Raw genomic sequence first — 18,674 nt, forward strand, 5'->3', positions numbered from 1 at the left:
TCCTTTCAGCCTTGGGTGGTTGCGGGGGCCGGGGCGAACGCCGCGTTGAATTCGGCGGGCAGGCGCGGAATGGCACCCAGCGCGCGGCGCAAGAAGGCGCGCGTGCGCTCGTGGCTGGGGTGGCCGAAGATCTGCTCGGGCGGTCCATGCTCGACGATGCGGCCCGCCTCGGTGAAGTAGATGTGATCGCTGATTTCGGCGGCAAAGCGCATCTCGTGGGTCACCAGCACGCACGTCATGCCGTCTTCCACCAGCTCGCGGATCACGGTCAGCACTTCGCCGACTGTCTCGGGGTCGAGCGCCGACGTGACCTCGTCGAACAGGATCAGTTCGGGCCGCATCGCCAGCGCCCGGGCAATCGCCACGCGTTGCTGCTGACCCCCAGACAGTTCGCCTGGATACGCGTGCGCCTTATCAGACAGCCGTACCTTGCCCAGCAGCGCATGCGCTTCCTGTTCGGCGTCGCGTCGGCTGCGGCCGATCACGCGGGTTGGGGCGATCACCAGATTTTCCAGCACGGTCAGGTGCGGGAACAGGTTGTACTGCTGGAAGACGAACCCCACGCGCTTGCGTAGCGCAATCAGCTCGTCTTCGGTGCGCAGCGTTTCCACGGCAGTGTCCCCAACTCGGATCTGCCCCTGCTGCGGGCGCAGCAGGCCGGTGATGCAGCGCAGGATCGTGCTTTTGCCCGAGCCGGACGGCCCGATGATGGTCACGGCTTCGCCGCGCCGCACTTCGACATCGATACCCTTGAGCACGGTGTTGTCGCCGAACGTGAGATGGACGTCCCGCAGCGTGATGAGTGGCGGAGTGGGCGCGTGTGCCTGCGGTTGGCGCAAGAAGGAATCAGTGGCGGTCATGACGACGCTCCAGCGCACGCGTGGCGCGCGCGATCGGATAGCAATAGGCGAAGAACAGGGCCAGCAGCGTGAAATAGACCAGCACCGTGAAGTCAGTGCGGGCCACGGTATTGCTGGCCACCTGGGCGGTATCGACCACGTCGTGCACGCCCACCAGCGAGGCCAGCGACGTGCTCATCGTGATACTGGCGTAGAGGTTCATCCATGGCGGCAACATGCGCCGCAGACACTGCGGGAGCACGATCAGCCGGAATATCTGGCTGCGCCGGAACGCCAGCGACTGGGCGGCTTCCCATTGAGCGCTGGGAATCGACTGGATCGCGCCGCGGAAGATCTCGGCCACATTGGCGCTGGCGGGCAGGGCAAGGCCCAGCACGACCTTGATCCAGTCGGGAAACGGCACCGTCCACTGGCCAAGATGGAGTTCGAACGGAAACACATAGGTGGTGAAGTACACCAGCACCAGGATTGGCGCGTTGCGGAACGCCTGAACCCAAAGCCGCGCCAAGTGGCGTATCCCGCGATGCGTGGACAGCGACAACGCGCCGATCATCAGACCAGCCAGCGTGCCCAGCGCCATGGCCAGGATGCTGATTTCGATATTGGCCCACATGCCGCGCAGCAGCGCGGGCGACCACGTCCACAGGTGTCGGAACGCTGCCGGCGTGCTGCCGGTGGCGATCCAGAAACCGACCACGGCCAGCACGCAAAGCGCGGTCAGCACCCAGGGACTGGCAAGGGTGTGCCGGACGGGATGGGGCGCGGTGCGCCAGGGTAGGGCAAGTGGGTTACTGGCCATAGCCGGGCATCCTCCAACGCAGTTCGAGCCAGCGGCCTGTGCGGCTGACCAACCATGTCAGCACGCCGAAGAACGCCAGGATCAGCAACAGCAGTTCCAGCACGTTGTCGCGCTGGGTCCAGATCATGATCGACTCGTACGTGACGTCGCCCACGGCGATGGCCGACGCGACGGCCGTCATCTTGACCAGGTCGACCAGGTTGTTGATGAGCGCGGGCAGCGCGAAGCGGACGGCCAGCGGCAGTTCGACCTGCAACAGCAGTTGTCGGCGTGAGAAACCAAGCGAGCGCGCGGCCTCCAGCGTGACGCGCGGTACCGCTTCGATGCCGGCACGCAGGGCCTCGGCGTGAAACACGGCCTTGTGCAGCGAGACGACGGCCACGACCCAGAAAAAAGGCGTCAGCGGATTGCTGCTGCCGAGGCTGTTCAGATGCTGGGTGATCAGCATGTTCAGTACGAGAAATCCGCAGTAGAGCTGCACCAGCGTGGGCGTGTTGCGCGTGAGTTCGACCAACGCGCGCGCCGGCGTGGCCAGTGCCTTGTTGCCGGACGTGCGCATTGCCGCCAGGGCCGCGCCCGCCAGCAGGCTGCACGGGATCGTAAGCGCGCACAGTTGCAGCGTTACAACCAATCCATGCAGGAACGACGTGCGCTCGGTAGCGTCGAGAACGAAGGCGTAGTTCAGCCCGAGCGGCTTGAGTGCGGCGATGATGGCGGCGATCCAGGCATCGATCATGGGTGTGCCTCCGCCAGCGCGGGGCGTAGCGTGCCGACGGCTTGCTCGATGCGCTGCAGGGCGGCTTCCAGCACATGATCCGCCACGGCGAAAGACAGACGGAAATACGGAGACAACCCGTAGGCGGCGCCTTCCACGACCGCCACGCCGGCGCTGTCCAAGAGCCAGTCCACCACGTCGCCATCGGTGGCCAGCACTCGACCGTCGGGCCGCAACTGCCCGATCAGGCCGCCACAGTGGATGTACGCAAAGAATGCCCCGTTTGGCGGCAGCAGGCGCAGTCCGGAAATGCGATGGATCGCGGCCACGGTCAGCGCGGCCCGGCGCGCGTAGGCGTTGCGGGCATGTTCGATGAAGTCCGCCAGCGTGCGGTCGTTGGCTTGCAGCGCAGCCGCGGTGGCTGCTTGGCCGATCGAATTGGCGCCGGACGACACCTGCGACTGGATCGCGGTCATCGCCTGCACCAGTTCGGCCGGCGCGATTCCCCAGCCGATGCGCCAGCCGGTCATCGCATAGGTTTTCGATGCGCCGTTGAGGATCAGCGAGCGCCCGCGCAGGTCGGGTGCCAGCGCCAGCCAATGCCGCGCAGGCGGGACAAAACGAATCTGATCGTAGATCTCGTCGAGCAGCACCAGCACCTGCGGGTGGCGGCGCAGCACGTCGGCCAGCGACAACAGTTCGGTCTCCGTATATACGGCACCGGAAGGATTCGACGGCGAGTTCAGGATCACCCAGCGCGTGCGCGACGTGATCGCTGCTTCCAGCGCGCTTGCGCTCAGCTTGAAACCGCTCTGCTGGTCGCAGGGCACGATGACGGGGTTGCCGTCATTGACGCGCACAATGTCCGGAAACGATGCCCAATAGGGCGCCGGCACGATGACTTCGTCACCGCTGTCCAGCGTGGCCGCGAACGCATTGAAGATCACCTGTTTGCCGCCGCTGCCGATAAAGACCTCGGCTGGTGCGACGCTGATGGCATGGTCGGCGGCAAAGCGCTCGGCCACGGCACGGCGCAGCGCCTGCGTGCCGGGCGTCGGCGGGTATCGCGTCTCGCCGCGTGCCATGGCCGCGATAGCGGCCTGCTGGATGGCGGGCGGTGTGTCGAATTGGGGTTCGCCGGAGGTCAGGGCCAGGACGTCCCGGCCCTGGCCGACCAGCGTGGCGGCGCGCTGCCCGGCAGCGGCGATGGGGGACAGTCGGACGCGGCGCGCGCGCTGGGAGAGCGCAATGGTGGGCGTGGTCATGGCTTCTTGCTCTCCGCGAAGACGGCGAAGTCCTGCGGCGCCACATCGAACTTGCCCTGTCGGGCGCGTTCGTGGGCCGGCCGGATATAAGCGCCCTCCGGAACACCGAACTTGCGGGCCTGGCCAAGCAGGAAGCCGGTCTGATGCCAGTCGCGGATGGCCTTGTCGACAAATGCCACGGTGTCGCGTTCGCCGCGACGCGTCCACACGACCGTTGGTGACGGAATCAACTGGTCTTCTGTGGCCAGCACAAAGCCGGCCCATTCACCCTTGTTGGGACCGGTCATTGTCTGGTACAGCGCGGGCTGGATATGCACCGACGCCGCGCACGTGCCGCCCTTGAGCGCCAGCAGCGATTCCGGAATGCCACGCAGCCCCTTGACGATGGCTCCGTACTGTTCTGCCAGCGGCCGTGCGAAATTGCTGCCCTGGGAGACGCAAGCCACCTTGCCGCGCAGATCTTCCCAGCGCTTGATGCCGCTCTGTTTCGACACCATCGCAGCGCCACCAACGAGGTCGTAAGGCGTGGGGGCGAAGCTCAGAATCTCGCTGCGCTCCTGCGTCCACTGGATATTTGCCACCAACAGGTCGACCTTGCCCGCCTGCAGGAACTGCACGCGCGTGGAAGCCGTCACCGGCACGGTTTCCAGTTGCACGCCAAGGCGCCGGGCCAGGTCGGCCGCCAGTTCGGTCTGGTAGCCGCCAGTCTTGCCGGTCGCGGTATCGAGAATGCCAAACGGCGGGCTGGGACCATCGATGCCCACCGACAGCTTGCCTCGCTGGCGGATCTTGTCGAGCGTGGCGTCGGCCCAGGCAGAATGCGCCGTGGCGACGCCGGTCAGCAGCAGGGCGGCCGTTACGAGGTATTTGTTCATCGCGTGCCTGCGCTCAGCCCTTGAATTTTGCTTGCAGTTCGGGCAGCAACGGCTGCGGCGGCGTGATGCCCAGCCGCTTCTCGGTGCCGATCAACCATCCGGTGCGATGCCATTCCTGCACCACCTTGTCGACGGCGGCGACCGTATCGGTCTCGCCCTTGCGTGCCCAGACCACCGACGGCGCCGGCAGGATCTCGGTCGTAATCGGTGCGGCGTAGCCGGCCCACTCGGTATTGGCGCGCAGCAGCGGGTGGATCAGCGTGGCGTCATGCACGGCCGCCACGCATTGTCCGCCGCGCAACGCCAGCAGCGATTCCGAGGCGGTCTTGAAGCCGCGCACCTGCGCGCCATACTGTTCCTGCAATGGTTTCACGAAGCTGCTGCCTTGCGACGCGCATACCGTCTTGCCGCGCAGGTCCTCCCACTGGTGGATGCCGCTGGTCTTGAGCACCGCCGCGGTGCCGCCGACGCGGTAGAACGGCGTGGGCGCGTAGGACAGCAATTCGCCGCGGTCCGGGTTGTATTCCATCGAGGCAATCAGCAGGTCCACCTTGCCAGCTTGCAGGAACTGCACGCGGTTGGACGGGTTGACCTGTACGAGTTCAGCTTCCACCCCGAGGCGTTTGGCCAGGTCACGGGCGAGTTCGGGATTCCAGCCAACCAGTTGCTGCGTGGCCGGATCGATCGATCCAAACGGCCCCCCGTTGACCAGCACGCCGATGGCAACCTTGCCGCGTTGCTTGATTTTGTCGAGCGTGGCGTCGGCGCGTGCCGGCTGGGTGGCGAGAAGCGTTAGTGCGAGCGCGGCAATGGCGCGCAGGGTATAGGTGGATGTCATGTGGCTGAGGAAGTAGTCGCCGCGTAGCCAACGCCCACATAGGCATCGCTGCGCGGCAAGGATGGGTGTCCAGGGAAAGGTAGGAAGCGCCGCGCTGCAGCTAGTTCAGCTTGATGCCCGCCGAGGCGATCACCGCCGCATAACGCGGCAGGTCTTTCGATAGCGTGTCGTCGAGCGCCTGCGCCGAAGACGCCACCACGACGAAGCCGGCATCTTCGAGCTGCTGGCGCGTACTCGGCTGCTCCAGCACGGCCATGGCATCGCGGTTGATGCGCTCGACAATGTGGGTCGGCGTTCCGGCTGGGGCCAGCAGGCCCTGCCAACTTTCGACGGCGAAGCCGGGCGCACCGGCTTCCGCCATCGTGGGAACCTGTGGCAGCGCCTTCGAACGATAGGGCGTGGTTACGGCGAGCGCGGTCAGGCGTCCGTTGCGCACGTAGTCGGTGACGGCGGCCAGCGTAATCAGCGTGCCGTCGATATGACCGCCCAACAAGTCGAGTGTGGCCGGGCCGCCGCCGGGATAGGGAATGTAGTTGACCTCGATGCCGAGCTGGCGCGACAGCATTTCATGCGCAACGTGGGCGATGCCGCCATTGCCAGGCAGTCCCAGCGCGAGCTCGCCCGGCTTCCGTTTGGCCAGCGCTACGTACTCGCCAAAGGTCTTTACGCCCAAGTCGGGCCGGACCACCAACACCTGGGGACTGACCACAGCCTTGATCACGCCGCGGAATGCGTTGCGCGTATCGTAGGGCAGCCGCTTGAACAGCGACGCGTTCAGCGTCACGCCTTCGCCGCCGAGCAGCAGCGTATAGCCGTCCGGCGTGGCGCGGGCCACTTGCCCTGCGCCAATCGTGCCGCTGGCACCCGATACGTTCTCGACCACCACGCTCTGTTGCCACCGTTCGCTGAGCTTCTGAGCGAGCGTGCGGGCCAGCTTGTCCGCGCTGCCGCCGGCGGCCACCGGCACGACGATGCGCACGGTCTTGTTCGGAAATCTGTCGACCGGTGTGTTGGCGAGGGACGGGGTGGCGCTGGTGGCGTAAGCAAACGCCGCCAATGCGAGTTTCAACGAGTGGAGCAGTCTGCGGCGCAGCATGATGTATGCAGGGTTCAATCCGGACACGCCTGTCGACCCGATGTCGGCAGGCAATCGCGCAATGTCGCGGACCAATCAGCTTAGGGACTGCGGCGTTCGATACGAACAAATCTTTTCGTACTTCGATATGCGTGGCGGACTTGCGTGGTCAACGTGGCGGCCGGTGTTTCGACGGTTCGCTGTCCTGGTGGGGCGGGTACAGCGGATGGCGCAATGCGGCGTAGACCAGCACCACGGCGCAGATGGCCGTGAACCAGTCGAGCAGATCGGTCATGGCAAGGCTCTCCGTGTTTGTCGACACGTCATGTTGTGGATGCGATCGCCGGGCAAGTCAACGAAGTAATCCGACTATGCAAATCCGCGCGGCGTGATCCGCGTTCCCATGATGGGCGGTAACCCGCGAGCGGAAAATCTGGTCTTCGCCTATATCAACGCAATGCGCGACATGCCCGCTCTGGGATAGCGGCTGGTTCCAAAGCCCATTCGCGACGCACATTGCCACCCGGCACAAGGTGACCTTCTTCCGTCAGCGCAAACTTGCGCCGTCCTTAATCATGCTCGTATCTCCTAGGACAAAGCAAAGTTGCGTTTTCCTGCGTCGTCCGGCGCATGCATTCGATGCGCGTACGGTCAACTGATGGCGGGCGATATCGGCATGTAAGCTCGCGAAGCCACACCCCAGTGGGGGGCGGTGCTCTATCCCTGCCTGCCCTCTGTCTGCCGCAAGATAAAATTGCCGAGCAGAATTGCGCAATGGAGCGAAAGAGCTAAAAGGGGTGGAAACGATGGGGACATCGGCACGACGGAAAAAGGAATTCTACGCAAGGCATCCTATCTGCTGCTTCTGCGGCGGCGGAACGTCTGCCGAAACACAAGACCACATACCTTCCCGAAGCTTGTTTCGTCAGCGTCAATGGCCAGAGGGATATGTCTTTCCGGCCTGTTCGCCTTGCAATTCGCTCAAGGCACCGGACGAAGCGCTAACAGCACTCATTTGCCGAATCGCGTCGCATGATAGCGGTGATGCAGAGTCGCAGCGCGAGGTACAACGATTGATGAAGACCATAGCGCTGAAAGAGCCTGAGCTTTATCGGTCGTTCCAACTTCCTGCGACGAGAGTACGCCGATGGCTGCGCGTGAACAACTACAAGCTACCTCAGGGTGCCACGACCGCAGACGTTCCCGTCATCTCCATTCAGCACCCGAAAATCATCGCTGCGATGGAGCGCTATTCCACAAAGATATTCCTGAGCCTGTACTACTTCCACACGGGGAACGTTTTGCCATCTCAGGGTGGCATTGTGTTTCGATGGTATTCGAACGCGAGCCGTCCCGACGAACGTCCCCCGCAAGAGTTGCTTGAACCCATGATGCAAGGATTTCCCACATTGGTAAGGCAGCAGACCAGTTTGCATGAACAGTTCTTCTACAGCTTTGGTGTTTCCAACGATGGCAGCGACGCCGCCGTATTTCATGTCTTCTTCAACAATGCGATCGCGCTACTTGGATTCATTTTCGCTGACATGGCACGTGTAAAGACGCCGGAAAACGCTATCGTGCTTAAGCCGTTTAGCCACGAGTAGCGGCAGAGCATGCGTCGTGCGACCATGCCTCGTTAGTAGTGGCGTGGAGAGAAGCGATGACGACCGCTGTGGCGAGCGCGGCGCGGAATACAGGAAAACGCATGACAATCGGCAAGGGATACAGAAGGAGTGAATGCATGAGGCATGAGGCATGAGGCATGAGGCAGGAGGCGGTCAGGCGGCAGCGGCTTCGGAAGCGAGCCGTGCGACCGTTGCCGGATGCGCCGGCCGCTTCAGGCCCAGATGGTCGCGCAGCGTCTTGCCGGCGTATTCGCTGCGGAACAGGCCGCGACGGCGCAATTCCGGCAATACCAGACGAATGAAATCGTGCAGTCCGCCGGGAAGATACGGCGCCATGATGTTGTAGCCATCGGCACCGTAGTGACGGAATCGATCTTCGAGCGCGTCTGCAATCTGCGTCGCGGTGCCAACCAGTTGCCAATGCCCGCGTGCGCCGGCCACACGCTGATAGAGCTGGCGGATGGTCAGGTTTTCTCGGCGGGCCAAATCTATCACCAGCCGCTGACGGCTCTTGGTGCCGTTGGTTTCGGGCAGATCGGGAATCGGACCGTCAAGCGGATAGGCGGACAAATCGAATCCGCCGGTCAGGTTGGACACCAGCGTCAGGCCCACCACGGGATCGATCAGCGCCTGCAACTGCTCGAATTTTTCCTGCGCCTCGGCCTGGGACTCGCCCACCACCGGGAATACGCCCGGCATGATCTTGAGATCGTCGGCGGTCCGGCCATGGCGCGGCAGGCGCGACTTGAGATCAGCATAGAAGGCGACCGCTTCGTCCAGCGTTTGCTGGGCCGTAAATACAACTTCGCCGCAACGCGCGGCCAGTTCCTTGCCCGCTTCGGAAGAGCCGGCCTGCACCACGACCGGATGGCCTTGCGGTGGCCGCGAGACATTGAGCGGCCCCTGCACCTGGAAGTGCTCGCCCTTGTGGTGCAGCACATGGCGCTTGTCGCGCGAGAAGTAGAACCCCGCAGCCTTGTCGCGCACAAAGGCATCGTCTTCCCAACTATCCCAAAGGCCGGTTACGACATCCACGAACTCGCTGGCGCGCGCGTAGCGATCGGCGTGCAGCAGGTTGTTGTCGCGGTTGAAGTTGCGCGCCTCGTGGTCGTTGCCGGTCGTCACCACGTTCCAGCCGGCGCGGCCGCCGGACAAGTGGTCAAGCGAGGCAAACTTGCGGGCGATATGGTACGGCTCGTTGAACGAAGTTGACGCGGTGGCGACCAGCCCGATGCGCTCCGTGATGGCCGACAGCGCGGACAGCAACGTAATCGGCTCGAACTGCGCCTGATAGTTGTGGGCGACGCGGCTGAGGAAGTCAACGTTGTCGCCTCGCGTGCCGACTCCATCGGCCAGGAAGATCAGGTCGAACTTGGCCGCCTCCGCCGCGCGGGCGAGGTCGGCATAGAAGCGCAGGTCGGTGCCGCCGTCGGCCTGCGCCTGTGGGTGCCGCCATGCGGCGATGTGATGGCCAGACGGGTAGAGAAAGGCCCCCAGGCTCAGTTGACCGGTGCGTTGGGACATGGATGTGGTCGAGGATCGTCACGATGGAGCCTCCCAGCCTAATCAATCCCTGACCCAAGGCGAACTACGAATACCGCATGTCGATACTGCTGCCGGCCGTTGAACGATATGCGGCAATGCGCCGACGTGCGGTCGCGGCTACCGGCCGCGCGCGGCAGGGTGCCAGAAGACCACACGCCGATGGATACCCCGTACCGCCTCCACTCCGATCAGCCCGGTTATCGCCAGGAGCAGCACGCCAGCAAACATCGTGGCCAGACTCATGCTGACCGACGATGAGGCGATCAGGTAGCCGAGCCCGCGCTGGGCGGACAGGAATTCGCCCACCACGGCACCGATCAGCGCCAGCGAGACGCCGATCTGCAGGCCCGAGAAAATGTCGCCCAGCGCCGCCGGCAGCTTGACGTGCCACAGCAGAAAACCGCGCGATGCACTGAAGGCGCGGCAAGCTTCCAGCAGTTCAGGGTCGGTGCGCCGGATTCCGTTGATCGTGTTGACGAACAACGGGAAGAAGCAGACCAACGCCACCAGCACGATCTTCGATGCCGCGCCAAAGCCAAACCAGACCAGCAGGATAGGGCCCAGCGCCACCTTGGGCGTGGCTTGGAGGCCCACCAGCAGCGGGTAGACAAAACGTTCGAAGGTTTCGGATTCCGCCAGCAACGCGCCAAGCGCCACGGCAAGCACGCTGCCCACCACAAAGCCGGCCGCGGTGTTGAGCAGCGTGGCGCCGATATGCGGCCACAGCGTGCCGGTGAGAAATCCATCGGCCAGCGAACGGAACACCGCCTCGGGCGGCGGCAACAGATAGTCGGGAATATGCAGCCATCGCACCGCCTGGTCCCAGGCGAGCAGCAGCAGGCCAACGCTGATGGCGGGATAGATCGGCGCGGGCAGGCGCCGGGCCGCGGTGTCAGTGGGCATTGAAGTGTCTCCGCAAGTGCTGGGTTAGCGCGGTGAATTCGGGATGGTCGAAGGTGTCGACGCTACGCGGGCGCGCCAGCGGGTTCTGGAGCGACTCGACGATGCGGCCAGGACGTGGCGACATGACCAGGATCCGGTCCGCCAGGAACACGGCCTCTGGAATGCTGTGCGTGATGAACAGCGCGGACTTGCGCTGGACGCCCCAGATGTCCTGCAGCGCGAAGGTCAGCGTTTCGCGCGAAAGCGCGTCCAGTGCCGCAAACGGTTCGTCCATCAGCAGCAAAGCGGGGTCCGGCAGCAGCATGCGAGCGATGCCGACCCGTTGCTGCATGCCGCCCGACAACTCGAACGGATAGTTGCCGGCAAATGCCGTGAGGCCCACCAAGTCCAGCAGTTTGTCCGCGCGGGCCTTTGCGCGGGATAAGTCCAGGCCCTGGGTGCGCGCTGGCAGCAGAACGTTCTCGCGCACAGTCTTCCACGGCAGCAGGCTTGGCTTCTGAAACACCACGCCGGTGCCACGGCTGGGCCCGTCGACCGGTTGCCCGTTCAGCGCGATCCGTCCCCGCGTTGGCGAGAGCAGCCCGGCGGCAAGACGCAACAGCGTGGACTTCCCGCAGCCTGACGGGCCAAGCAGGGCGACAAACTCGCCCTCGCCAATATCCACATCGACATCGGCCAACGCCTCGGTCTGCCCGGAGCGCGTGGGATAGGTCAGGCCCACCCCGCGTATCGACAGCGCTGCGCTCATGATGCGGTAGCCCCCCCGGCATTGCTGTTTGCCGATCGCTGCAGGGCATCGGCCAGGAAATCGACCACACGTGTCCACGAAGCGGCGCTGGCGCGCGCGTTAGCCAGAGCGGTGCCTCCACCATCGAGCAGCAGCCCGGCCACGGGATGCGGCTTGGCGATCTGCGTCGCCGGCAACTGCGGCAAGCCAATCGCGTGCCCAGCGCCTTCGCCGCGAAAGTGCTCGACATAGGCGCCATCGCCGCGTTGACGCAGCGTCTCGGCCACCTGGTCGCTGTAAAGCGTCGAAGGCCAGAAGCCGTCATCGGTACCAGAAATCAACAGCACCGGTCCCCGGATGCGTTCCACCGGGATACGGGCGCGCGCCACGGCTTGCGTGTTGCGCAGCGGTGTATGAAAAGCAGGCGCCTGGCGCACCGGCTGGCCGGGTTCCGGAGGGTGATCGAATGCGTGCCAGTCGGCGTCGGGATTGTCGCGCCAGACATTGGGCAGCGCCTCGCCACGCCATGTCCACGCGGTGGCGTCGCGTGGCTTGTCCGGATGGCCCGCGCGCAGCGTCCCATGTACCACGGCGCTGGGCACGTAGGCGACCACGGCAGACACCAGCGCCGGAAAGTGCGACGCCAGCAACAGCACCAGTTCGCCGCCGCGCGATACGCCCGATACCGCGACGAATCCGTCTCTTGGCGCCAGGCGATCGCGCATCCATTGCAGCGCGGTTTCAAAGTATTCGAGCGGCGTGTCGTCGATATGGTCGGGCCGGCCCGGTGACTTGAAGTAACCGAGGGCCAGCGCAGCGTAGCCGTGCGCGGCGTACAGTGCGGCGCGTTGTTCGTGCGTGCCGCCGCCGGAACCTGCGAGCACCAGCACCGCCGGATGGGGGCCCGGACCCGCCGGGGTATAAAGCGTGCCGCTGAGCCCGGCTTCGCGCACCGGGCGATGCGTCACACCGGGCGCCAGGAAGCGCAGCGTGTACTGCCCGCGCGCCTGTGCGCCATATTGGCCAGTGGCTGTCAGCGCGATGTCAAGCGGCGCAATGCCTTCGCTCCATGCGGGACGCGTCGGCGCGCGCAGCCGCTGCATGGCCCACACCGGTGCGGTGGCGTCGGCCACGAGCCAGCCGCCGCTGACCGGTGCCGTATCGCTGACGACCACCGTGCCGTCGGCATCGGCAATCAGCACCGCATGGCTTTCCCATTGGCTGCCGTCCGGATGGTTCAATGTGCCCGTCAGGGTCACGCGTTCGTGGGCGTTGAATCCGCGCAGCGTGATGTCGCGCGGGACATCGATCAGCGCGTCGGCCGGAACGATATCGATGCGTGCATGCGAGGGCCGGGTCATTGCGCCGCCTTTGCGCGTCGCACCAGCGCGGCGCGGTCGAAATCGCTGAAGGCCGGGACGAAGTCATTCGAGAAGATCTTCTGCAGCGGCACATCAGCACTGGGATACTCGCCGGCCTTGGTCATGGCCTCGATGCCACGCTGAATGGCCGGCAGATCGTACTGGCCCGGTACGCGGGGCGCACCGGACGGGGTGTACAGCACGCGTTTCAGGCGGCGCGTCAGCAGTTCCGCGGCTTCCGCAAGTTGCCTGGCTTCGTCACCAGCCGGCCGGGATTCCGGATGCTGTTGCCAGAACGCCTTGACGCAAAAAACGGGGTTCGCCTCGCACACGATCTGCGCCTGCGTGTAGGCGCGGCCGAAACGGCGAACCAGGTCCGGCTGGTCGCGCAGGGTGTCGACGTGGGCGATAAAGCCGTTGCCGGCCGTCTCCTGGAACACCGCCGGATAGGTGATGCGCCGGATGCGGGTGCCGGAGAACTCGAGCAGGTCGTTCCAACTGCTGTTGAAGTTCAGCGCATCGACGCGATGGGTACGCAGCGCCTGGAACCCGGCGCCCAGCGCCCCGACGGCCACGTATTCGACGTTTTTGCCCGGTTCCAGCCCGGCGATGCGCAGCGCGGCACGCCCGCCGGGAATCGTCCCCCAGGTCAGGGCGCCCACGCCGATCTGCTTGCCCTTGAGATCGGCCAGTGAGCGGATCGGTGAATCGGCCAGTACCGCGAACTCCATCGTGTTGCCCGGCACGCCGTTATAGAAATAGCGCAGCGGCAGCGGGTCCTTGCCCGAAAAGTAGCTGGCGATGACCGGTTCCGACGTGGGATAGCCGAACGTTACGCGCTTGCTTGCCACCTGGGGCAGCAAGGCGCCGGCGCCCTGGAAGACGATGGTCTTGACGCTGAGGTTGGCTTCCTTGAACAGGCCCAGCGCTTCGGCGGCCGCGTAAGGCGCCCCGTCGTGCACGGCGGGCGGAATGGCCAGGGCCACGGTGACTTCATCGAGCGCGTGGGCCGAGGTGGCGAACAACGCAGCGGTGCCGAGCGCGGCGAGGGTGGCGCCGGCGCGCGCCGGCTTGCGGAACAACATCATTGACTCCTGCGGATTGCAATCGGATGGATCTTTACGGAAGCAGCAGGCGCACGGCCTGCTCGGCCAGTGCGCGGCGATCGATCTTCTGTGTGGCGGCCAGGGGCAGCGCATCGACGTACCAGATGCGGCGCGGATGCTGGTAGGAGGCCAATTGCGTCAGCGACCATTCGCGCAGCGCGTGTTCGGTCGGTGGCGCGATGCCCGGGCGCAGCACCACGAAGGCCACCGGCTTGGTGCCCTTGATCTCGTCAGGCACCGGCACGACGCTGGCCTGCTGCACCGCCTCGTGGCGCTCCAGCGCCTTCTCGATCTCGCCCGGATAGAGGTTTTCGCCGCCGCTGACGAACATGTCGTCGCGCCGGCCCACGAAGGTGTAGAAGCCTTCGGCATCGCGGCGAAACACGTCGCCGGTGATGTAGTAGCCATCAGCGGTGAAAGGCCGCAGCTCCGCGCGCCCGTGGTAGCCGAGCATCAGCCCGGGGCTGCGCAGCTCCAGGACGCCTTCGTTGGAAGCCTGACCGTGCTCGTCGATCAGCCGCACCGCTACAGCGGGATGCGGATAGCCGACCGATTGCGCGGGCGTGGGCAGTCCATCCGGATGCGGACCGAACACGACCGGGCCGCCCTCGGTGGTGCCATAGGCATTGATCACGCGCGCGTTGGGCAACAGCTGATGAATCTGCGCCTTGAGCGCCGGGCTGACCGGAGCGGACCCCATGCGCACGGCGCGGACGCTACCTAGGTCGGTGCGCGCCAGCAGCGCGCGCTCGCGCAGCATCATGGCAATCATCGGCGGCACAGCCGTCAGCCAGGTGCACTGGTAGCGTCCGATGGCATCGATATAGGCGGCGGCCTGGAACTGCGGCAGTAGCACCGACGGCGCGTGGCAGGCCAGCGCCAACAGGATCAGCGCCAGCGCGTTCATGTGGTACAGCGGCGCGGCAATCAGCATCCGCTCGTTGGCCAGCGGCGTGCTGGCCTGGCGTGTCCGCACCACCCACAGATGGCTGGCATGGCTCAGGCGTACGCCTTTGGGGCGGCCCGTGGAGCCGGACGTGTAAAGCAGCAGCGCCAGGTCGTCGTCGGCCGGTACGTACGGCGTGAGGGGCGCTGTATCGCCGTCCGTCGCAACCAGGGCCGCATGCTCGGGCGATCCGAACACGATGGCTAGCGTGCCCGTTGGCACTTGCGCGTGGTGCGCCGCGTCGCACAGCACAAGCCGCGCGCCGCTATCGGCGACGATATAGTCCACCAGCGTCTGCGGCAGCTTGAAGTTCACCGGCACCGCGACCAGCCCGGCGCGCATGATGCCGAGCAGCGACACCACGTAGTCGACCGAATTCACCCCCAGCAGGGCGATGCAGTCGCCCTGCGCCAGGCCACGCCGCAGCAGGCCCCGCGCAACGGCGTCGGCGGCAGCGTCGATATCGCCAAACGTATGCGTGGAGGCCTCGCCGTTGGCACCGATGCCAACGATGGCCAGCGCGGCAGGATCGGCATCGCGCGAGATGACGCTGCCAAGGTTGCGGCCTGAATGGCTGGCCAAAGCGGCGTGCGTATCAGCGGCCATGATGCGTCAGCCCTGCGCAGGGGTGGCGTAGACGCCGCGGCCGCTGGCAACCAGGCGGCCTTCGGCGTCATACACGTTGGCCTCGGCCGCGCTTACCAGGCGGCCCGTCTTGATGACCGTGCCCACCACCTTCAGATCGCCGCGCGCCGGGCGATGGTAGTCCACGCGCAGATCGACCGTCGGCACGCCCTTGCCGGTGTGCGATACCAGCGCCCAGTCGGCGCCAAGGTCGACCAGCGCGGCCAGGATGCCGCCGTGGATATAGCCGCCGTCGGGGTTGACGATCCATTCGTCACGGAATTTCGCGGTCAGCGTGATCTCGCCTTCGGCGACGGATTCGACCTGCAGGCCGAGCCATTGGTGATAGGGCGCGCGCAGCAGTCGAGCCTGGACGTCGGCGGCGGAGGGTTGGGAAAGGGCTTGCGTCATGATCGGGTCTCGATGAAAGGTAGTTGGCGTGGAAAGAGCCGGACAGATGTCGACGCGCGGTTCAGGGCGTCACCACGACCTTGCCCAGAACGGCGCGGTCGCGGATCAGCGCCAGTCCACGGGCGGCATGCTCCAACGGCAACTCGCTGTCGATCACTGGATCGAGCTTGCCTTCGGCAACCAGTGCCAGCAGAGCCTTCAGGTTGTCGTCGTAGAAGCTGTTCGACCCCTTGATGTTCAGCTCGAAGCTCCACACGTAGCGCAGATCTTCCTTGGGATCATGGCCGGCCGTGGCGCCGCACACCAGCAGCGTGCCGCCGCGCTTCAGGCTCTTGATCGACGGCAGCCAGGTGTCGCCGCCGGTAAAGTTGACGATGACGTCCACGCCGCCGTCGAAGGTGCGCCGCTGCGGCTTGCCGTAGCGCTCGATCACCCACTTGCCGAAGTCGACTTCGCGATAGTTGATGACGTGGTCGGCGCCCAGCGCCTTGAGACGCTCGCCTTTCTCGTCGGAGCCGGCCGCGGCGATGACCTCGGCGCCCAGCATCTTGGCCAGCAGCACCGTGGCCGTGCCTACCCCGCCGCTGGCGCCAAGTACCAGCACCTTGTCACCGGCCTTGACGGTCTGGTGGGTAATCAGCATCCGATGGGCCGTGCCGTAGGCCACCGGCAGTGCGGCCGCTTGCGCGAACGTCACGTCATCGGGCAGCGCGATCAACTGGCGCGCATCCACGCGCGCAAACTCGGCCATGCCGCCATCGGTCATCTCGCCCATCAGGCCCACACCCGGCTTGAGCGGGTTCACCAGCACGCGATCGCCGATCTTCCACCCGGTCACCCCGGCGCCCAGCTCGGTGATCGTGCCGGCCAGATCCAGCCCGATCACGACCGGAAACGGCACCTTGATGCCGGGCATGCCGTGCACGGTGAAGACGTCGTGATAGTTGAAGGACGACGCGCCGACGCGGATCACGACGTGGCCTTCGTCGGCCTTCGGTACGGGCTTGTCGGCGACCACGCGCAGTTGTTCTTCGAGGGTGCCGTGTGCGTCAAGCACCAGCGCTTTCATGAATTGCGTCACGATGGATTCCTTGGGGGAAGGGAAGCGGAAAACTAGAAAGAGTGAGGAGCGTGCCGAAGGGCTTACTTGAGCGCCTTGGCCTGCTCGTAGGGCTTGCGCGCGAAGAGGTCGTCCTTGAGCTCGCCCTTGACCAGGCCAGATTCGACGAACACGGCGTGCTGGCGGCGCAGCGTGGCGATGTCCGCCGGCTCGAAGGCCACGCGGTTCATGTCGTTCCAATGGCTCACGTAGACCTTGGCATCGTCGGCCGGCAGGTTGGCTTTTTTCTGCAGGATCTGGACGACTTCGTCGCGATTGGCATTGCCCCAGGCCAGCGTGTCGCGCAATGCCGCAATCACGCGCGCAACCACCTCGGGATGGTTGTCGACCAGATCGGATCGCGCGGCCCCCACGCCGATATAGGGAACGGCGTCGGACTGGGTCAGCGTTTTCCACTCATTGGCGAACGTGCCCAGCTTGCGCACCGGCAATTCGTCACCAAGCTGCTCCACAGTGACCGAGCGCAGCGCCGCTGCATCGACCTGTTTCTGCGCCAGGAACTGGGCCAGGCGCGATTCGTTGCCGCCGACCAGCGCGAAGTCGCTGCCCTTGATCTGATAGTTGCCGGCCAGCACGGCGCCTGCAATCACCGCGACCGACGAACCGGCCGGCGACATGCCTACCTTCTTGCCCTTGAGTTCACGGATCGACTGGATCGGCGAATCCTTGGGCACGACGAACTGCACGTCGGCAGGCTGCGTTGCCGCGAAGATGCGGATAGGTACGCCCGAGGCCGCCGTCCCGAACACGCCGGCTACCGGTGCGCCGAATGCCAGGTCGATCGAACCGGAGGCCAGTGCACGCAGCGGCGCGTTGACGTCAGGGAAGTGAACAAACTCGGCGCGCACACCACGCTTGGCGAGAAAATCCTTGGCTTCCAGGACCGAGCCATAGCCAAGGCTTACACCACTGGTCCAGTAGCCGATCTTGACGGTGGGCGCCGGCTCCGCAGCACTGGCCATGGCCGGGGTGATGGCGGCGTAGGACAGCGCGATAAATGTGGAATAGGCGTAAAACGCGGCGGCGGCCGCTGAAAGTAGCTTGCGCACGATGAAATCCTCAGGCTTGAAGAGAAACCGAGGGCGTGGACGACGGCCGCGCGGATGCTTTCCAGCGGAACAGTCGGCGCTCGGCGGGCTTGAGCAAACCGCCTTCGAGCAACAGCATCAGGCCGACCAGCAGCACGGTCCACGCAAACACCTGGTCGGTCTGCACCAGGTCGGCGGCTTGCCGCAGCCGGTAGCCGATACCGCTGGACGAGCCGATCGTCTCCGCCACCAGCGACACCCGCCAGCCGAAACCGAAGGCCAGCCGGGCACCGGCGAAGAAATGGGGCAGGATCGTCGGCACGTAGATCTTGCGCAGTATCTGCACGCGAGACATGCGGAAGCTGCGTGCGAGGTCGACATAGTGCGGATCGACGGTCTTGGTGCCTTCCCAGACGTTGGTCAGGATCAGAGGCATGGCGGTCATGAACACCACAAAGACCGTGGTTGCATCCGAAATGCCGAACCAGATGATCGCGAAGATGGCCCAGATCGCAGACGACACGGTGTTCAAGAGCGTCAGCACCGGCTCGAAAAAGCCGGCCAGCACGCGGCTGGCGCCTAGCGTCAGCCCCAGGCCACTGCCAACGATGGTGGCCAGCACAAAGCCAGACAGCACCCGTTGGCACGTGGCGGCCACGTCGGCAGTGAAGGTGTCGCTGTGCCATAGCACAAGCAGCGCGACGCCAACTTTTTCGGGGCCGGGCAGCACGAACGATGGCACCCGCGCGGCGCCCCACCACCAGAGCGCCAGCAGCAGCGCAACCAGCAATAGGCGTTGCAGCACCAGCGTGCCAACATGACGGACGGCGATGGTGCTCACGGCGATGTTC

At 65.2% G+C, this 18,674-nt stretch carries 19 protein-coding genes; 1 reads left to right on the top strand and 18 read right to left on the bottom strand.

What is annotated here, in order from left to right; all coding sequences use genetic code 11:
- Nucleotides 1-5: 5 nt before the first annotated feature.
- From F7R19_RS19315 to F7R19_RS30495, 8 genes are all read right to left on the bottom strand, one after another.
- Nucleotides 6-860: an amino acid ABC transporter ATP-binding protein gene (locus F7R19_RS19315; RefSeq protein ID WP_150981676.1), complete on the bottom strand. Its 855-nt coding sequence runs from the start codon at nucleotides 858-860 to the stop codon at nucleotides 6-8.
- The gene (locus F7R19_RS19320; RefSeq protein ID WP_150981677.1) at nucleotides 847-1,659 is read right to left on the bottom strand and encodes an amino acid ABC transporter permease; all 813 of its coding nucleotides are present in this window, start codon (nucleotides 1,657-1,659) and stop codon (nucleotides 847-849) included. The genes F7R19_RS19315 and F7R19_RS19320 overlap by 14 nt, the downstream gene beginning before the upstream one ends.
- Nucleotides 1,649-2,395, bottom strand: coding sequence for an amino acid ABC transporter permease (locus F7R19_RS19325; RefSeq protein WP_150981678.1), 747 nt, complete (start codon nucleotides 2,393-2,395; stop codon nucleotides 1,649-1,651). The genes F7R19_RS19320 and F7R19_RS19325 overlap by 11 nt, the downstream gene beginning before the upstream one ends.
- The gene (locus F7R19_RS19330) at nucleotides 2,392-3,639 is read right to left on the bottom strand and encodes an aminotransferase class I/II-fold pyridoxal phosphate-dependent enzyme (RefSeq protein ID WP_150981679.1); all 1,248 of its coding nucleotides are present in this window, start codon (nucleotides 3,637-3,639) and stop codon (nucleotides 2,392-2,394) included. Before F7R19_RS19330 ends, F7R19_RS19325 begins: the two co-directional genes overlap by 4 nt.
- Nucleotides 3,636-4,514: a transporter substrate-binding domain-containing protein gene (locus tag F7R19_RS19335; protein ID WP_150981680.1), complete on the bottom strand. Its 879-nt coding sequence runs from the start codon at nucleotides 4,512-4,514 to the stop codon at nucleotides 3,636-3,638. Before F7R19_RS19335 ends, F7R19_RS19330 begins: the two co-directional genes overlap by 4 nt.
- Before the next feature lie 13 nt (nucleotides 4,515-4,527).
- Nucleotides 4,528-5,352 carry a transporter substrate-binding domain-containing protein gene (locus F7R19_RS19340; RefSeq protein WP_150981681.1) on the bottom strand — a complete coding sequence of 275 codons (825 nt, stop codon included), beginning with the start codon at nucleotides 5,350-5,352 and terminating at the stop codon, nucleotides 4,528-4,530.
- 100 nt (nucleotides 5,353-5,452) lie between these two features.
- Complete coding sequence (locus F7R19_RS19345) at nucleotides 5,453-6,448, bottom strand: tripartite tricarboxylate transporter substrate binding protein (protein ID WP_150981682.1); 996 nt, start codon at nucleotides 6,446-6,448, stop codon at nucleotides 5,453-5,455.
- A gap of 148 nt (nucleotides 6,449-6,596) precedes the next feature.
- Nucleotides 6,597-6,722 (bottom strand): hypothetical protein, encoded by a 126-nt coding sequence (locus tag F7R19_RS30495; RefSeq protein WP_263289879.1) that lies wholly within the window; start codon nucleotides 6,720-6,722, stop codon nucleotides 6,597-6,599.
- Nucleotides 6,723-7,194: 472 nt separating this feature from the next.
- Here F7R19_RS30495 and F7R19_RS19350 point away from each other — a divergent pair, with 472 nt between their 5' ends.
- Nucleotides 7,195-8,031, top strand: a complete 837-nt coding sequence (locus F7R19_RS19350; protein ID WP_150981683.1) for a hypothetical protein — start codon at nucleotides 7,195-7,197, stop codon at nucleotides 8,029-8,031.
- Nucleotides 8,032-8,205: 174 nt separating this feature from the next.
- On the opposite strand, the gene F7R19_RS19355 is transcribed toward F7R19_RS19350, so the two are convergent.
- The 10 genes from F7R19_RS19355 to F7R19_RS19400 all read right to left on the bottom strand — a co-directional run bounded on the left by F7R19_RS19355 (nucleotide 8,206) and on the right by F7R19_RS19400 (nucleotide 18,664).
- On the bottom strand, nucleotides 8,206-9,576 hold the full coding sequence (locus F7R19_RS19355; RefSeq protein ID WP_150981684.1) for an LLM class flavin-dependent oxidoreductase: 1,371 nt from the start codon (nucleotides 9,574-9,576) through the stop codon (nucleotides 8,206-8,208).
- Nucleotides 9,577-9,714: 138 nt separating this feature from the next.
- Nucleotides 9,715-10,500, bottom strand: a complete 786-nt coding sequence (locus tag F7R19_RS19360; RefSeq protein ID WP_150981685.1) for an ABC transporter permease — start codon at nucleotides 10,498-10,500, stop codon at nucleotides 9,715-9,717.
- Nucleotides 10,490-11,248, bottom strand: coding sequence for an ABC transporter ATP-binding protein (locus F7R19_RS19365; RefSeq protein WP_150981686.1), 759 nt, complete (start codon nucleotides 11,246-11,248; stop codon nucleotides 10,490-10,492). Before F7R19_RS19365 ends, F7R19_RS19360 begins: the two co-directional genes overlap by 11 nt.
- On the bottom strand, nucleotides 11,245-12,588 hold the full coding sequence (locus F7R19_RS19370) for an acyl-CoA thioester hydrolase/BAAT C-terminal domain-containing protein (protein ID WP_150981687.1): 1,344 nt from the start codon (nucleotides 12,586-12,588) through the stop codon (nucleotides 11,245-11,247). Before F7R19_RS19370 ends, F7R19_RS19365 begins: the two co-directional genes overlap by 4 nt.
- Entirely contained in the window at nucleotides 12,585-13,676 is a 1,092-nt protein-coding gene (locus F7R19_RS19375) for an ABC transporter substrate-binding protein (protein ID WP_223506137.1), read from the bottom strand. Before F7R19_RS19375 ends, F7R19_RS19370 begins: the two co-directional genes overlap by 4 nt.
- A gap of 31 nt (nucleotides 13,677-13,707) precedes the next feature.
- Nucleotides 13,708-15,246, bottom strand: coding sequence for a class I adenylate-forming enzyme family protein (locus F7R19_RS19380; protein WP_150981688.1), 1,539 nt, complete (start codon nucleotides 15,244-15,246; stop codon nucleotides 13,708-13,710).
- 6 nt (nucleotides 15,247-15,252) lie between these two features.
- Nucleotides 15,253-15,675: a PaaI family thioesterase gene (locus F7R19_RS19385; protein ID WP_061954379.1), complete on the bottom strand. Its 423-nt coding sequence runs from the start codon at nucleotides 15,673-15,675 to the stop codon at nucleotides 15,253-15,255.
- Between the two features lie 61 nt (nucleotides 15,676-15,736).
- Nucleotides 15,737-16,744, bottom strand: a complete 1,008-nt coding sequence (locus tag F7R19_RS19390) for a zinc-binding dehydrogenase (protein ID WP_211922762.1) — start codon at nucleotides 16,742-16,744, stop codon at nucleotides 15,737-15,739.
- Nucleotides 16,745-16,818: 74 nt separating this feature from the next.
- Nucleotides 16,819-17,844, bottom strand: a complete 1,026-nt coding sequence (locus tag F7R19_RS19395; RefSeq protein ID WP_150981690.1) for an ABC transporter substrate-binding protein — start codon at nucleotides 17,842-17,844, stop codon at nucleotides 16,819-16,821.
- A gap of 10 nt (nucleotides 17,845-17,854) precedes the next feature.
- A complete protein-coding gene (locus tag F7R19_RS19400; protein WP_223506135.1) occupies nucleotides 17,855-18,664 on the bottom strand; it encodes an ABC transporter permease in 810 nt (269 codons plus the stop codon).
- Nucleotides 18,665-18,674: the final 10 nt, after the last annotated feature.

The organism is Cupriavidus pauculus (genome assembly GCF_008801835.1).
Lineage (GTDB): Bacteria > Pseudomonadota > Gammaproteobacteria > Burkholderiales > Burkholderiaceae > Cupriavidus > Cupriavidus pauculus.

Coding starts and splice junctions, on each gene's coding strand:
- F7R19_RS19315 (WP_150981676.1), bottom strand. CDS start 860: ATGACCGCCACTGATTCCTTCTTGCGCCAACCGCAGGCACACGCGCCC.
- F7R19_RS19320 (WP_150981677.1), bottom strand. CDS start 1,659: ATGGCCAGTAACCCACTTGCCCTACCCTGGCGCACCGCGCCCCATCCC.
- F7R19_RS19325 (WP_150981678.1), bottom strand. CDS start 2,395: ATGATCGATGCCTGGATCGCCGCCATCATCGCCGCACTCAAGCCGCTC.
- F7R19_RS19330 (WP_150981679.1), bottom strand. CDS start 3,639: ATGACCACGCCCACCATTGCGCTCTCCCAGCGCGCGCGCCGCGTCCGA.
- F7R19_RS19335 (WP_150981680.1), bottom strand. CDS start 4,514: ATGAACAAATACCTCGTAACGGCCGCCCTGCTGCTGACCGGCGTCGCC.
- F7R19_RS19340 (WP_150981681.1), bottom strand. CDS start 5,352: ATGACATCCACCTATACCCTGCGCGCCATTGCCGCGCTCGCACTAACG.
- F7R19_RS19345 (WP_150981682.1), bottom strand. CDS start 6,448: ATGCTGCGCCGCAGACTGCTCCACTCGTTGAAACTCGCATTGGCGGCG.
- F7R19_RS30495 (WP_263289879.1), bottom strand. CDS start 6,722: ATGACCGATCTGCTCGACTGGTTCACGGCCATCTGCGCCGTGGTGCTG.
- F7R19_RS19355 (WP_150981684.1), bottom strand. CDS start 9,576: ATGTCCCAACGCACCGGTCAACTGAGCCTGGGGGCCTTTCTCTACCCG.
- F7R19_RS19360 (WP_150981685.1), bottom strand. CDS start 10,500: ATGCCCACTGACACCGCGGCCCGGCGCCTGCCCGCGCCGATCTATCCC.
- F7R19_RS19365 (WP_150981686.1), bottom strand. CDS start 11,248: ATGAGCGCAGCGCTGTCGATACGCGGGGTGGGCCTGACCTATCCCACG.
- F7R19_RS19370 (WP_150981687.1), bottom strand. CDS start 12,588: ATGACCCGGCCCTCGCATGCACGCATCGATATCGTTCCGGCCGACGCG.
- F7R19_RS19375 (WP_223506137.1), bottom strand. CDS start 13,676: ATGATGTTGTTCCGCAAGCCGGCGCGCGCCGGCGCCACCCTCGCCGCG.
- F7R19_RS19380 (WP_150981688.1), bottom strand. CDS start 15,246: ATGGCCGCTGATACGCACGCCGCTTTGGCCAGCCATTCAGGCCGCAAC.
- F7R19_RS19385 (WP_061954379.1), bottom strand. CDS start 15,675: ATGACGCAAGCCCTTTCCCAACCCTCCGCCGCCGACGTCCAGGCTCGA.
- F7R19_RS19390 (WP_211922762.1), bottom strand. CDS start 16,744: ATGAAAGCGCTGGTGCTTGACGCACACGGCACCCTCGAAGAACAACTG.